Genomic DNA, 14,878 nt, shown 5'->3' on the forward strand with positions numbered 1-14,878 from the left:
TGATATCTAATACTTTATACCTATTACTTGAAAAAAACTTTATCCTGCTACTGCATCCCAGGCGCTTTCGAGCACATACAGAAGAAGGATATAGCGTACTAACTTGCCGACAAACATGGAGCCTACGGTAAGCCATGTATTGCTTCGCATAAAGCCCAGTGCGATGGCGATTACTTCTCCAATGGCGGGAAGAAAGGCGAAGAATGCCATCAATGCTCCCTTTCCTTGCAGGAAGTTCACCATTTTGTCGACTTTTTCTTTCTTTACTTTGAAATATTTTTCAATCCAGCTTATTTTGCCCAGACGCCCCATATAATAACAGGTCATTCCACCTGCCGTGTTGCCTAAGGTGGCGGACAGCAGGCAGGCGACGGGGGGAAGGCCGAGTTTCACCAATGCCACCAGCACCAGTTCGGAACTGAAAGGCACGATGCTTCCTGCCAGCAATGCCGAGATGAATAATCCCGGAAGTCCCCACTCTATGAGGAGTTGTACTATCGAATCTATAAAAGCGTCCATATATTAAATGCAAATAAGAGGATGAGACTGACCAGTGAGACAATGAAAAACACATTGGAGCTTTTACTGTTGGTCAGTACGAAAAAGTGCCCGATCAGGATGCTGCAACTTATCATAAGCAGCGGCAGCAAATCGCTGCAATAGTTCGGCTGGATGGCTATCAGCAGGAAGAGGAAGATGGTGAGGTCTATCAGGAATTGCAGATAGGCGCGTGTACGTATCTTGTCCTCAAAACCGGCAGCGATACAATGAACGGCGCTGACAATGAACAGTACGAACAGATAACCGAGTACCGCCAGTTCCCAGGGCTGAAGAGTCTGTAAGTTAAAGACTTCGCCAAAGGTTGTCAGTTCGATGAAAGGACGGTAGAACAGTTCCATTTCATTGTAGAAGAAGGCGTGTCCGAACAGCATCCAGTAGGGGAGTGTCCATCCTACCAGCGCGCCGCAGAAACTGCGTGGCGTAAGTGCCTGAAACCGGTAGGCTTCGAGCAGCCAAAGCACCGATAAAACGGTGAGCTGGGGGAAAAGGATGCTTCCCGCCCCGATAAAGAGGAAGGAATAGAACAGATAACCTGCCGAGTGTGATTGCTGATAGCTTTTGAATAAGAAATAAATGGAAATGAGGAAAGCCAAGGCAGCAATGTCACCTGCATATAACAGGTGCATCTCCGGACAGGCGGTGACCAGCAGAAAGTAAATGGCTGTCTGCATGGAGGCCCTCATGCGGATAATGCCGAACTGGTTGTTGAGCTCTATCAGGAAATAACCGATGATGGCGTACACAAAAAAGCTGACGATTCGCTCTGTCCAGTCTGCGAACAGGAAGTCACGGGCAGATTGCCAGAACGAGGAGAAACTTTCTTGTGTGGCAGCGGTTATGAGGTCGGGAAATAAAAAGTAGGTCGACACCCAGCAGAGGGTGCAGATAAGGACAACAACAGGTAGGGTGAGCCGTCCTGCCGTTACTTGGTTTTGCAGCTTTTTATTTCTCATGAAATTATACTAAATTTAGGCACGGATTACACGGATTACACCGGTTGGAACAATGGTTGCCATAAAACAACCGTGAAATCCGTGTAATCCGTGCTTAATTATTTTGCTTCTTACAAATCGAATCCGATGTCACGACGGAAGTATTTCTTGTCGAAATCAATCATGTCCGCCACTTTGTAACTCTGTGCCAGCGCTTCTTCTTTCGTTGCGCCGTAAGAGCAGACGGCAATGACACGTCCGCCGTTTGTGACTACCTCACCGTCTTTCAGGGCTGTTCCGGCATGGAAGATGATGCTGTCCGTAGCGGCAGCCTGTTCCAGTCCCTTGATGGGGAATCCTTTCTCGTAGGCTTCGGGATAACCGCCGCTGACAAGAATGACGCAACCGGCCGAACGCGGGTCCATCACAAGTGTTTTCTCGTTCAGGTTGCCTGCGGCTGTGCCTTCAAGCAGTTCGACAAGGTCGCTTTGGATGCGGAGCATCACGCTTTCTGTTTCCGGGTCGCCCATGCGGACGTTGTATTCGATAACCATCGGTTCACCTTTCACCTTGATAAGGCCAAGGAAAATGAAACCTTTGTAGGTGATCTTTTCTTCTTTCAGACCATGGATGGTCGGTTCGATGATGCGTGTGCGTACTTTCTCCATAAACACTTCGTCAGCAAACGGAACCGGAGTCACGCTACCCATACCGCCTGTGTTGAGGCCTTTGTCGCCTTCGCCGATACGTTTGTAGTCTTTGGCTACGGGGAGGACTTTATAGTTTTCTCCGTCTGTCAGTACGAATACAGAGCATTCGATGCCGCTCAAGAACTCTTCAATCACAACGGTTGCCGATGCGGAACCGAACATGCCGCCGAGCATTTCTTTCAGTTCTTTCTTGGCTTCATCGAGCGTAGGAAGGATGAGAACTCCTTTTCCGGCACAAAGGCCATCAGCTTTCAATACGTAGGGAGCTTCCAACGTTTCGAGGAAGGCAAGACCTTCTTCGATGTTTTCGGAAGTGATGCTTTTGTAGCGGGCTGTCGGGATGTTGTGACGCATCATGAAGCCTTTGGCAAACTCCTTGCTGCCTTCCAGTTGTGCTCCTTGAGCCGAAGGACCGATCACGGCAATATGCTTTAGCTCCGGACGGTTTTGGAAGTAGTCGTAGATTCCTTTCACCAACGGATCTTCGGGGCCTACCACTACCATTTGGATGTTCTCTTTCAGTGCAAAAGCACTGATTGCTTCAAAATCGGTTGCTTTGATGTTGACATTCTCGCCTACGGCAGTTGTTCCGGCATTCCCCGGAGCAATGTATAGTTTTTCAACTTTCGGACTTTGGGCAATTTTCCATGCCAGTGCATGTTCGCGGCCGCCCGAGCCTAGTAATAATATCTTCATCTTTGTATTGTTATAAATTTATACTGTTATCTATGATTTGTATGGATACGATGGGTTTTGTTAGTTTTATAAGTTCTGCTCAAAGTACCGGGTAATTTTCTCATGCAGATGTACACGGTCACGTCCTGCTACGTTGTGCTTGTGGCACGGGTAGATAAACAGATCAGGATAAGTGCGGGCATCTACACAGGCTTTCATGAACGACAGAGTGTGTTGTGGCACGCAGGTGTCGTCATGGTCGTCGTGAATAATCAGCAGGTGGCCTTTCAGTTGGCCGGCAAGGTTTTTCAGATTACATTCTTTGTAGCCTTCCGGATTGCTTTCCGGTGTATCCATATAGCGTTCGCCGTACATCACTTCATAATACCCCCAGTCGATTACCGGACCTCCGGCAACGCCTACTTTGAATATTTCCGGGTAACGAAGCATCAGGGCGGTAGTCATGTGACCTCCGAAGCTCCATCCGTGTACGCCGATGCGCTCACTGTCTACGTAGGGGAGGGATTTCAGGAATTCAACGCCTTTTACCTGGTCCTTACCTTCTTCGATGCCGAGGCGGCGGAAAGTGGCATTTTCAAATGCCAGTCCACGGTTGCTGCTGCCACGATTGTCGATGGTGAACATGATATAGCCTTTGCCTGCCATGTATGTGTCCCATCCACGTGCGCCGTTCTGCCATCCTCCGGTGACGCATTGTGCGTGAGGACCTCCGTAGACGTATATGATGACGGGATATTTCTTGCTCGGGTCAAAGTTGGCCGGCTTCATCAGGCGGTAATGCAGGTCGGTCGTGCCGTCTGCCGCTTTGATTGTTCCGGTTTCGATGCTTGGCATCTGGTAGCCTTTGTAAGGGCTTTCAGCTGTCAGGAGGTTGACTGTTTCTTTGAAGTTCCTGGTGTCTACCAAGTTGATGACGCGAGGCTGGTCTTTTGTTGAATAACGGTCGATAAGATAAGTGCCGGAAGCGCTAAGCATACCGCTATGTTCGCTCTCCTTGCAGTTCTCGAATGGTTGGCTTATCTTTCCATTGCTCACGTTTACAGCGAAATGTCCGCTTTTCAAGCCTTCTACGGCTGTGAAGATGATTTCTTTACGCTTTGTGTTGAATCCCAGGACGTCGCTGACTAGCCAGTTGCCTTTGGTTAATTGTTTGGCTTTGCCGGCCTGGAAATAAGTACCACCGTTGGCGCTGCTATAAGTTTCACCTTTCATGTTGGCTGCATCGGCATCGAAGAGATAAAGATGGTTGTAGCCGTCACGCTGGCTTTGATAGATGAACTTGGTAGAATCCCACGGTAAAAACACGATTGCGTTCTGTGGTTCCACGTATTTAGGATGCATTTCTTCGTAGAGAACGCCCATCGGCTCTCCTGTCTCTGCGTTATACTGGCAAAGTTTGGCGTGATTCTGATCACGGTTTATTTCAATCAGGTAGAGGCTTTTTTCATCCGGTGCCCAGCTGATATTGGTAAAATAACGGTCTGTGGGATCACCTGCGTTCAGATAAATGCTTTTGCCCGTAGCAGGGTTGTAAATGCCTACTTTTACCTGATGGCTCGTCATTCCTGCCATCGGATAACGTACATTGTTCACTTCACCTACGCGTGCAGTGATGTCTACAAGCGGATATTGTGTCACCATGCTCTCGTCCATACGGTAGAAAGCGAGCAGGTTGCCTTTCGGGCTCCAGAAAGTGCCTTTGTTGATACCGAATTCATTGCGGTGCACCGTTTGCCCACAAACGATACCTTCGGGTTCATTAGTTACCGCTTTTTCGTTCACATACAGATTGTTGCCTATCGTGTAAGCCACGTTTCCACTGGCTGCGCAATAGTCTTCATTAGCCGCTCCGTCTTTTGGCTTGAGAGTGCTGACAACTTGATTGTTCTTGAAGTCATATACAATGAACTTTCCTCCTATCGTGAATAGCATCTGTGTTTTGTCTGCCCATGGAAAACGGACGGAATACAAGTGTGATAACTTTCCTGCCTTGTTCTCTTCAAGCACTTTGTTGATCTGTTCACGAGTGATAACCATTGTTTCTTTTCCCGTTTTGGGTTGGATAGAATAAAGGGTATCTACGCCCGGCTTGATACATTCGTCACCCCACCATTGCAGTCCGTACAGGTTGTCTGCGTAGCGGTAACTCTCGCCACCCGGAATCAATTCTTCCAGTGTCGGCTTTTTGGTTTCTTGTGCCATAACATTGAATCCGATTGGTAGTGCCAACAATAAAAGCATGGCTCTTTTTCCAATTTTACTCATTGCTCTTTTCTTTATTATTTGTTTTTAAATCCTTCTATTTTTACTCTGTCCAAGGGAGTCTGCTTGATTTGAATGGCAGCACTCAACTTGGCAAAAGCAGAGAATAATTCGTCAAATTGCTTTTCGTAGCTGTCTCTGTCGGAGGATATGTCCTCTTCCAAGTATTCAATCCTTTTCCTCAATTCTTCCAATTCCTGTTTCGGAGCATGGGAGAGCAGGTACTGGCGCATGTGGACAAAGGCTCGCATGATGTTGATGTTGACTTCGATGGCTTTTTCACTATTTAAAAGACCTGATAACATTGCGACTCCTTGTTCAGTAAAGGCATAGGGCTGATATCTAAACCAACTTATTTCTAAGGTGCCATTTTGGCACCTTATATTGTTTATCAATAAGTTAGCCTCTTCTTTCGTAAGCTGAAACATGAAATCTTCGGGAAAGCGGTTCATATTTCTTTTTACTGTTCGTTTCAGGTTCTTTGTTTCAATCTCGTACATTTCTGCCAAATCAAAGTCAAGCATAACCTTTTGTCCTCTGATTTCATATATCTTATTTTCTATAACAACTAATTCATTCATTTCTTAGTCTAATTGGTGGCTTACTATCTACGCCTATTACTTAACATTATTGTTGTTTGAACTTAAGGTCACATTTTGTGACCTCATATTGTCTATCAGTTAGTTAATAGGCAATTTGGCGTCAATGTATAATTGAATATTGATGCTTGTTTATTCCTCTTCCTTCTTCGGAATCCTCGGCTCCCGGTTCCCCCTAAATTCTCTTGGCCCTCTTGAATCTCTTCCTCCGCGGAATTCTCCCCGTGGCTTTCTATCTCTGTCACCACCTTTGAACTCACCACCTTCTCTGCGCGGCTTGTATTCTCCCTCTCTGCGAGATTTGGATTCACCATCCCGACGCGGTTTGAACTCACCTTCGCGGCGTGGCTTAAATTCTTTTCTTTCTCTGAATCTTGGAGCCTGTTCTCCTTCAGCCTCTTTCTTCTCTTCTCCCTCTTCCTGGCTCTTGAACTCTTTGTATTTTCCGTCAAAAATCTCATATTTGCGGAACTCACACTCCAACGGTCCATTAAATAAAGGAACCTTCTGGCTTGCTTTCAGACCAATTTGGTCGAAACACTCTTCCCGATAAGAAAGCACCCATGCCTCGTTTCCTACAAACGCATGTTTCAGACGTTCACCGATCATCTGATAAAGTCCAAGCAAATCATTAGTGGAAATACGTTCACCATAAGGCGGGTTAGTGATGATAATCGACTTCTCTTGCGGTTGCTCAAACTGCTGGAACGGTTGCAGCTTCAACACGATGTCTTTCGATACACCGGCAGCTTTTATATTGTGAGTCGCAATCTCATTAGCTTTCGGATTGTTATCGTATCCGTAAATCTTATGAGCAAATTCACGCTCCTGACTGTCATCATTGTAAATCTCATCGAACATATCCGCATCGAAATCTACCCATTTCTCAAAAGCAAACCCCTTACGGAATACTCCCGGAGCGATATTCTTGGCAATCAGTGCCGCTTCGATAGGGATAGTGCCCGAACCACACATCGGGTCGATCAGGTCACATTCTCCGCGCCATCCGGTCATTAGAATCATGCCGGCAGCCAATACCTCATTTAACGGGGCTTCTACTGCCTCCTGGCGATAACCGCGACGGTGAAGTGATTCTCCGGACGAGTCCAAAGATAACGTACAGGTAGTCTGTGCAATATGAATATTCAGAAGTACATCCGGATTGTTGATACGTACCGACGGACGTTTCCCTGTTTTATCACGGAAATAATCCACAATCGCATCTTTCACCTTATACGAAACGAATTTCGAATGGCGGAACTCATCGCTGAATACTACTGCATCGATAGCGAACGTCTTGTTCACATCGAGATATTCTTCCCATGGAATAGCCTGTATTTGATTATAAACCTCATCGGCATCTTTGGCTGTAAAGTTTTTAATTGGTTTCAGGATACGGATGGCGGTGCGAAGGCAAAAATTTGCCTTATACATCATACGTTTATCTCCGGTGAATGAAACCATACGGCGTCCTATTTGAATGTCGTTGGCTCCTAATGCTGTAAGTTCTTCTGCAAGTATCTCTTCCAGTCCTTGGAAGGTCTTGGCAATCATCTCGAATTGTTCGCTCATATATAGTTATTTGATTTTATTTTTTTGCTTTAGTTTGTACGATTCTTGCTCCTGCAGGAACATTCTCCGTTACCCAGATATTACCGCCTACGGTTGCGTCACGCCCGATGGTGATTCTTCCCAAAATAGTGGCGTTGGAATAGACAATCACATTGTCCTCCAGAATCGGGTGGCGGGGGATACCTTTGATCGGTTTTCCGTCGGCATCCAACGGGAAGCTCTTGGCTCCCAGGGTGACTCCCTGATATAGTTTGACGTTATTGCCGATGATACTTGTGGCACCGATAACAACGCCGGTACCGTGGTCGATGGTGAAGTGGCTGCCGATTTTCGCTGCCGGATGAATGTCAATCCCTGTTTCACTGTGTGCCATTTCCGTGATAATACGGGGAATCAGAGGAACACCCAGCTCCAGCAGTTCATGCGCAATACGGTAATTGCTGATGGCCTTGATGGCCGGATAACAGAAGATTACCTCGCCATAACTTTCGGCAGCGGGGTCACCGTTGTAGGCGGCTTCCACGTCAGTTGCCAGTATTCTTCTCATGGCAGGCAGCTTGCTGATAAACTTGGCGGCAAGGCGTGCGGCTTCTTCCCGTTTGGAATCCGGGCAGACGTTACATTTCCCTTCTATGCTGACGCTGAAACACAATCCGGCGAGGATTTGCTCGGAGAGCAAACCGAATAACTTTTCAATATTTACACCAATGTGATAATTGATTGTCCGGCTGTTGATCGTAGAATTTCCGTAATATCCGGGGAAGAGAATAGAGCGTGAAAGCTCAATAATTTCATATAAGACTTTAGCAGAGGGCAGTGGTTCGCCATCTTTGTGCTGATGAAACAGTCCTTTATAAGATTCGCTTTCCGATAGCTCATCGACTGCCTGTGTCAAAATGTGGGTGAAGTTCAGTGGACTCATTAGGTCAGTTGCTCATATTTATATGGGCACAAAGGTATTAAAAAAATAATAAAATTCGTTGGGATTCAGGATAAATAATGTATTTTTGTCACATTCAAAACATGACATGAATAAGGGCAGATGAATCAAAGGGCTACTATGAGACTATTCGGGTTGTTAGGGCTGTTGGTGTTATTGGGTTGCGGATATGCTGACAAACATCATAGCAAGTCTTTGTGTGAACTGACTTTTGTCGATTCTCTGGAAACCCGCGTGCAGGATTCTCTGTTCTCCAATGTACTTTATTCCCGCTCACAGGTACGTGACGCACTGGCGCAGGTACAGGATTCCCAATACTATTACCGCCTTCTCGCCTTGTACGGAAAAACATTCTTCGTTTCTTCCGATTTTGACTCCGTCTTTTATTATCATCGCCGGGTGAAGGCATTTTCGCCTAAAGCTGTCAGATGTCCGCGGTGGAATAGTGTGTTGGCCGAAATTTATAATATGGAAGGGAATGTGTGGATGCAGTTGAACCGCCCTGATTCTGCCATGATGAACTATAAGCAGGCGTATAAGTACTGTCTGGAAGGGGAGAAATTGCAGCGTCTTCCGGATATTTGCATCAACATAGCCGATGCTTATCTGCATCGTGGCGACTTGGCGCATACCGCTTCATATTATCGCCGTGCTTTGTTTCTCTGTGATTCGTTGAATTTGTCCGAACATACGAAGTTCCCTGTCTACTATGGACTGGGACAAACCTATATGGACTTACGTGACTTCGACTTGTCGAATCACTATTATGAACTGGCAGAACAGTTCTTCGATGACATGAATGTAGGGGAGAAATGGACGTTTCTTAATAACCGCGGTAACTATTATTATTACAGGAAAGACTATCAGGAAGCTTTGAAATACATGCGCAGGGCGAATGAACTGGTATCTGCCCATTCGCAAATGGTATTCGAACAGAACTTTATCAAAGTGAACCTGGGAGAATTGTATGTATTGACTGATAACCTCGATTCCGCACAAATATGCCTGGACGAGAGTTATCGTTTCTTTCAAAAAATACAGCATAATTCTGCTGTCTACTACATCGAAACCCAAATGATCGAGCTTGCCCTGAAGAAAGGGAATATGGCACAGGCGCAGAAGATGATTGCCCGTACGAATCCCGTGGGGCATCTTGATGCCAATATGCTGACCATACGCAACCGGTATCTCCAGCATTATTTTGAACGTACCGGTGATTACCGCCACGCCTATGAATATCTGAAATGTGATCGCCGTTTGGATGATTCCATCCGTAGCGAACGGGTACAAATGCGTGTCGCCGAACTGGATATGCGTTATCAGCAGGATACGATTGTATTGCGTAAGGAGATACAGATTCAGCAACAGGCCGCTGAGGTAAGGGTCTTGAAGTTGAATGTTTATATTTGGGTGCTTGTCTGCGTGCTGCTTGTGGCAGGTACGCTGGTCATTATCTGGTATATGCGTAAGAAACGGGAATTTCTTCGTGAACGTTTTTTTCGGCAGATAAACCGCATCCGGATGGAGAACCTGCGTAGCCGGATTTCTCCTCATTTTATTTTCAATGTGTTGGGGCGTGAGATTAACCAGTTCAATGGTTCGGAAGAAGTGAGAAATAATCTGATGGGACTGGTGGGATATCTCCGCCGAAGCCTTGAGCTGACGGAAAAACTGAGCGTGCCCCTACAGGACGAACTGGACTTTGTACGTTCTTACATTGACTTGGAGAAAGGGCGTCTCGGGGAAGGTTTCACCTCAACAGTCACAATTGGGGACGGATTGGACGCAACCCGTATCATGGTTCCTTCTATGATTGTACAGATTCCTGTGGAGAATGCCATTAAGCACGGGTTGGCGGGAAAGGATGGAGCGAAGGAGCTTGTTGTATATGTTTCCTGTCAGGAGAACGGAATCTGTATTATGGTTACGGATAACGGGCGGGGGTATCTCTCGCAAGTGCCTTCTGCGACACATGGAACCGGTACGGGGCTGAAAGTCCTTTATCAGACTATCCAACTGCTGAATGCAAAAAACAAGAATGATAAGATACGTTTTGATATAACCAACAGGAATGATGGAAAGGCCGGTACGCAAGTATCGGTGTATATCCCGTTCCGTTTTTCTTATGATTTATGATGGAGACGGAAGAAAAGTATAAAGTGGTCATCGTTGACGATGAACGTACGGCGGTTGATGCTTTGCGTCGGGAATTGGAGCCCTATCGTGAATTTGAGGTAAAGGGGGTAGCAGGCAACGGTGTGAAAGGTAAAAAGATGATTATGGAGTTGCATCCGGATTTATTGTTTCTGGATGTGGAACTTCCTGATATACTAGGGCTTAACTTGCTGAGTGATATAAGGGATGATGTGCTGTGGGATATGAAAGTCGTGTTCTATACTTCTTATGATAAGTATCTGTTGCAGGCCTTGCGTGAGTCGGCTTTCGATTTCTTGTTGAAACCTTTCGAAAGGGACGATTTGAAAGTGATTATAGACCGTTACCGGAAGGTTATCTCAACTTCCACTTTGCTTCCCCCGCCTTCTTTTGCGTCTTCCATCAGTGCCTTGATGCCACAGCATGGTATGTTTATGATTAGCACGGTGACAGGATTCAAATTGCTTCGGCTCGAAGAAATCGGTTTCTTTGAATATCTGAAAGATAAACGCCAATGGCAGGTGGTGTTGTTTAACCAAACGCGCCTGAACCTGAAACGGAATACAAGGGCAGAAGATATTATAAGTTATTCACAAGCTTTCGTGCAGATTAGTCAGTCTGCTATTGTAAATGTGAATTTTCTGGCTATGATTGATGGTAAATGTTGCCTGCTTTATCCGCCTTTTCAGGATAAGAATGATCTGATAATTTCCAGGAATTTTCTAAAAGAGCTTCAAGAACGCTTTTATGTGTTGTGATACCGGCCCCGGCTGGATATTGTAAATGAAAGACGCCACTTCTTCATCAGGAGCGGCGTCTCTTGTTGTTAGAATATTAGAATGAGAGAGAGTTATGTTACATATTTGTATTATCCATCGTAACGGTCATTTCGGGAACCAGTACGTAGGCTTGTTTCTTGGCGTTCCATTTATAATAGTTGGTAGTGACGGTCTTGCCCTCATAAATGTAGTTGATGCGCAAGTCCTTTTGCCATTCTTCCTTACTGCTGTTCCATTTCAGGGCTTCACTTTCGATCATACGTTTGTTGTCATCGTACTTATAATTGTATTTCATGTAGTTGGCAAGAGTGTTTCCGTCCATTTTGTAAACGGTTTGTCCTACTGTTACACCATTTTCTTCTACCGGGTTGTAAACCAACTGACCATCGTAGCTACGTGCAGAAGTAGCAAGCGACACAACAAGAAGAACTGCTGATAAAACGAACATTTTTAAAGATACTTTTGCTTTCATGGCTATTTAAGTTTTTTGAGTTATACTTTCATATTTCTATAACTGTATCAGTTTTACGCTGCAAACTTACATATTAATTTGGTATTTGTGCAATTTTAAAGATGAAATATTGTCAAAATGTCAATAAGGGGTAGGCGGTGTCGTTTGCTTTTTGCCAAGATTGGTGACAAAAAAATATCCGGCAGTCAATCTGCCGGATATAGAACGAATCACTTCGTAGGGGAAGTGTTCCTTTTTCTAGCTTTATGGATACCGGGTTAAATAATGTTATTAGTTATTCCGGCTCCTGTCTTGTGGGTATGCACTATGTGGGTAGTGTGTGCATTACTTGCCTTTAATGTGCTTCGAGCCAGTTTTTGCCCCATCCGCAATCTGCTCTCAAGGGGACGTGCATACGGTATGCTTTCTCCATTTCCTCGATAACGATTTCTTCCACGCGTTCTTTCTCATTGATGGGAACGCTGAAGTTCAATTCATCATGTACTTGCAGAATCATCTTCGCCTGTATGCCTTCCGCCTGGAACCGTTGGTAAATGCGTGCCATGGCTACTTTGATAATATCCGCAGCGCTTCCCTGGATAGGCGCATTGATCGCATTCCGTTCCGCATATCCGCGTACAACGGCATTTCGTGAATTAATGTCCGGCAGGAAGCGTTTCCGGTGGAAAATCGTTTCTACATAGCCTTTTTCCTGGGCTATCCGGATACTTTTATCCATATAGGCCTTCACTCCCGGATAAGTCTCGAAGTATCCGTCGATAAGTTCTTTGGCTTCTTTCCGGTCTACGTTCATCCGTTCGGCAAGACCGAATACGGATATACCATATATAATGCCGAAATTAGCGGTTTTTGCCTTGCGGCGCATGTCGGAATCAACATCATTCAAGTCTATCTTGTAGATTTTCGCAGCCGTGGCGGCATGAATATCGTGATTGCTGAGGAAAGCGTCAATCATGTTCTTGTCCTCGCTGAGATGTGCCATGATACGTAATTCAATCTGCGAGTAGTCCGCAGAGAAGAAAAGGCAGCCTTCGTCGGGAATGAATGCTTTGCGGATTTCTTTCCCGTTCTCGTCGCGGATAGGAATATTCTGCAAGTTCGGATTGCTCGAACTGAGGCGTCCCGTGGCAGTGACTGTCTGATTGAAAGAGGTATGTACCCGTCCTGTGCGTGGGTTGATAAGCAGGGGAAGGGCGTCGATATACGTTCCCAGTAACTTCTTCAATCCGCGGTGTTCCAGAATCTTCTCTACCACCGGATGCTTGTGGCGAAGACTTTCGAGCACTTCTTCCGAAGTGACATACTGCCCCGTCTTGGTCTTTTTCGCTTTCTCTACAATCTTCAGTTTGTCAAACAGGACTTCGCCGACTTGCTTGGGCGAGGCGATATTGAAGGTTTCGCCTGCCAGCTCATAAATCTCCTTTTCAATGCGTTCCATCTGTGCGGTGAAATGGGCGGACGATTGTTTCAGCGCTTCCGTATCCAGCAGCACTCCGTTCCGTTCTATATTGACCAGTACCGGAACAAGCGGCATCTCTATATCATAGAACAGCCGTTCGGCGTCATTCTCTTTCAGTTCTTTTTCTAACACGTTCTTCAACTTCAGCGTTACGTCTGCATCTTCGCAAGCATAACGATATACATCTTTCGGGTCGAGGTCGCGCATATTCTTCTGATTCTTTCCTTTCGGTCCAATCAGTTCGTCGATATGGATTGTTTGGTAGTGCAGATAAATTTCTGCAAGATAATCCATCCCGTGACGAAGTTCCGGTTGAAGAACATAGTGGGCAATCATTGTATCGAAAAGCGGGCCTTTCACTTCAGCTCCATAATTTTTAAGAACGATCATGTCGTATTTGATATTCTGTCCGACTTTCAGCGAGTTTTCATTTTCGAATACCGGGCGGAACTCATTGACGATTTTTAACGCTTCCTCTCGTTCGGCGGGAACCGGCACATAAAATGCTTCATTTTCAGCAATGGAAAAACTCATTCCGACCAGTTCTGCGTCCATCGGCTCCGTTCCGGTGGTCTCCGTGTCTAGCGAGAGAATTTTTGATGTAAGTAACTTTTGAATAATTTCTCGTCTTTTCTCTTCTGTATCAATGAGTTGGTAGTTGCATTTGAGCGAATCTAACGTCTCTAGATTTGATTTTTTGGCTTCGCCCGGCTCACTGGCCGTGAAATTTGCAAATAAATCGCCTTGTACAGCTCCCCCTTCTTCGGGAAAAAGTGGGAGAGGGGCGGGAGTGCCTTTCCCGGTTGTCGTCTTACTTCCGCTTGTCATCGTCACTCCATTTCCGGCGGACTCTTTTTTGAGTACGCGGTCAATGAGAGTCCTGAACTCCAATTCTTCAAAAATACTGCGGAGTGAGTTTTCGTCTGCCTCTTCGCGGACGAGTGCATCCATCTCTAGTTGGATAGGTACGTCGATTTTGATAGTTGCCAGAAACTTCGAGAAGATAATCATTTCACGGTTCGTTTCCACTTTCGTTTTCAGCGCCCCTTTCAGTTGGTCGGTATGCTCCAACAGATTTTCGATGCTGCCAAATTCGGCAATCAATTTCTGTGCCGTCTTTTCTCCTACACCGGGGCAGCCGGGGATATTGTCCGAAGCATCACCCATCAGGCCGAGCATGTCAATCACTTGCGCGGGCGACTGGATATCAAACTTGGCTTTTACCTCTTCGATGCCCATTACTTCAAAACCACCCGTATGCTTGGGACGGTACATGAATACCTTGTCGCTCACCAACTGTCCGTAGTCCTTGTCCGGTGTCATCATATACGTGGTGATACCCTGTCTGCCGGCTTCGGTGGCAAGGGTTCCTATCACGTCGTCGGCTTCGTAGCCTGCCACTTCGAGGATAGGAATACGGTATGCCTTTATAATGTCCTTTATAATAGGTACGGAAAGCCGGATTGCTTCGGGAGTCTCTTCGCGTTGTGCTTTATACTGTTCGAAAGCTTCGTGGCGGAAGGTGGGACCCGAAGGGTCGAAAGCCACTCCTATATGCGTCGGATTCTCTTTTTTCAGCACTTCCTCGAGGGTATTGACAAATCCTAGGATGGCGGAAGTATTGAATCCTTTGGAGTTGATTCTTGGGTTCTTGATAAAGGCGTAATACGCCCGGTATATCAGTGCATAAGCGTCTAAAAGAAATAATTTATTATCTGAATCCATAGATTTAATTAATTTTT

The 14,878-nt window shown here is 45.9% G+C and carries 11 protein-coding genes; 2 read left to right on the top strand and 9 right to left on the bottom strand.

The window, feature by feature from the left end; all coding sequences use genetic code 11:
- Window positions 1-39 precede the first annotated feature (39 nt).
- The 7 genes from ACGHVY_RS15240 to ACGHVY_RS15270 form a co-directional block, all read right to left on the bottom strand.
- Window positions 40-519, bottom strand: a complete 480-nt coding sequence (locus ACGHVY_RS15240) for a YqaA family protein (protein ID WP_308745321.1) — start codon at window positions 517-519, stop codon at window positions 40-42.
- Window positions 504-1,514 carry a hypothetical protein gene (locus ACGHVY_RS15245; RefSeq protein WP_390599703.1) on the bottom strand — a complete coding sequence of 337 codons (1,011 nt, stop codon included), beginning with the start codon at window positions 1,512-1,514 and terminating at the stop codon, window positions 504-506. The genes ACGHVY_RS15240 and ACGHVY_RS15245 overlap by 16 nt, the downstream gene beginning before the upstream one ends.
- A gap of 110 nt (window positions 1,515-1,624) precedes the next feature.
- Complete coding sequence (gene purD / locus ACGHVY_RS15250) at window positions 1,625-2,899, bottom strand: phosphoribosylamine--glycine ligase (protein ID WP_390599704.1); 1,275 nt, start codon at window positions 2,897-2,899, stop codon at window positions 1,625-1,627.
- A gap of 66 nt (window positions 2,900-2,965) precedes the next feature.
- Window positions 2,966-5,164 (bottom strand): DPP IV N-terminal domain-containing protein, encoded by a 2,199-nt coding sequence (locus tag ACGHVY_RS15255; protein WP_143256626.1) that lies wholly within the window; start codon window positions 5,162-5,164, stop codon window positions 2,966-2,968.
- A 14-nt stretch (window positions 5,165-5,178) separates the two neighbouring features.
- The gene (locus ACGHVY_RS15260; RefSeq protein ID WP_390599705.1) at window positions 5,179-5,742 is read right to left on the bottom strand and encodes an ORF6N domain-containing protein; all 564 of its coding nucleotides are present in this window, start codon (window positions 5,740-5,742) and stop codon (window positions 5,179-5,181) included.
- 150 nt (window positions 5,743-5,892) lie between these two features.
- Window positions 5,893-7,332: a THUMP domain-containing protein gene (locus tag ACGHVY_RS15265; RefSeq protein WP_390599706.1), complete on the bottom strand. Its 1,440-nt coding sequence runs from the start codon at window positions 7,330-7,332 to the stop codon at window positions 5,893-5,895.
- Between the two features lie 16 nt (window positions 7,333-7,348).
- The gene (locus ACGHVY_RS15270) at window positions 7,349-8,254 is read right to left on the bottom strand and encodes a serine O-acetyltransferase (protein ID WP_390599707.1); all 906 of its coding nucleotides are present in this window, start codon (window positions 8,252-8,254) and stop codon (window positions 7,349-7,351) included.
- A 120-nt stretch (window positions 8,255-8,374) separates the two neighbouring features.
- Between ACGHVY_RS15270 and ACGHVY_RS15275 the strand changes: the two genes are divergently transcribed.
- Together ACGHVY_RS15275 and ACGHVY_RS15280 are read left to right on the top strand one after the other, a co-directional pair.
- Entirely contained in the window at window positions 8,375-10,408 is a 2,034-nt protein-coding gene (locus ACGHVY_RS15275) for a histidine kinase (protein ID WP_390599709.1), read from the top strand.
- Window positions 10,405-11,184 (top strand): LytR/AlgR family response regulator transcription factor, encoded by a 780-nt coding sequence (locus ACGHVY_RS15280; protein ID WP_390599711.1) that lies wholly within the window; start codon window positions 10,405-10,407, stop codon window positions 11,182-11,184. The genes ACGHVY_RS15275 and ACGHVY_RS15280 overlap by 4 nt, the downstream gene beginning before the upstream one ends.
- A gap of 97 nt (window positions 11,185-11,281) precedes the next feature.
- On the opposite strand, the gene ACGHVY_RS15285 is transcribed toward ACGHVY_RS15280, so the two are convergent.
- Together ACGHVY_RS15285 and polA are read right to left on the bottom strand one after the other, a co-directional pair.
- Window positions 11,282-11,677, bottom strand: a complete 396-nt coding sequence (locus ACGHVY_RS15285) for a DUF3836 domain-containing protein (RefSeq protein WP_308747050.1) — start codon at window positions 11,675-11,677, stop codon at window positions 11,282-11,284.
- Between the two features lie 334 nt (window positions 11,678-12,011).
- On the bottom strand, window positions 12,012-14,861 hold the full coding sequence (polA, locus tag ACGHVY_RS15290) for a DNA polymerase I (protein ID WP_390599713.1): 2,850 nt from the start codon (window positions 14,859-14,861) through the stop codon (window positions 12,012-12,014).
- Window positions 14,862-14,878 lie beyond the last annotated feature (17 nt).

This window comes from Bacteroides sp. f07, assembly GCF_042854785.1.
GTDB lineage: Bacteria > Bacteroidota > Bacteroidia > Bacteroidales > Bacteroidaceae > Bacteroides.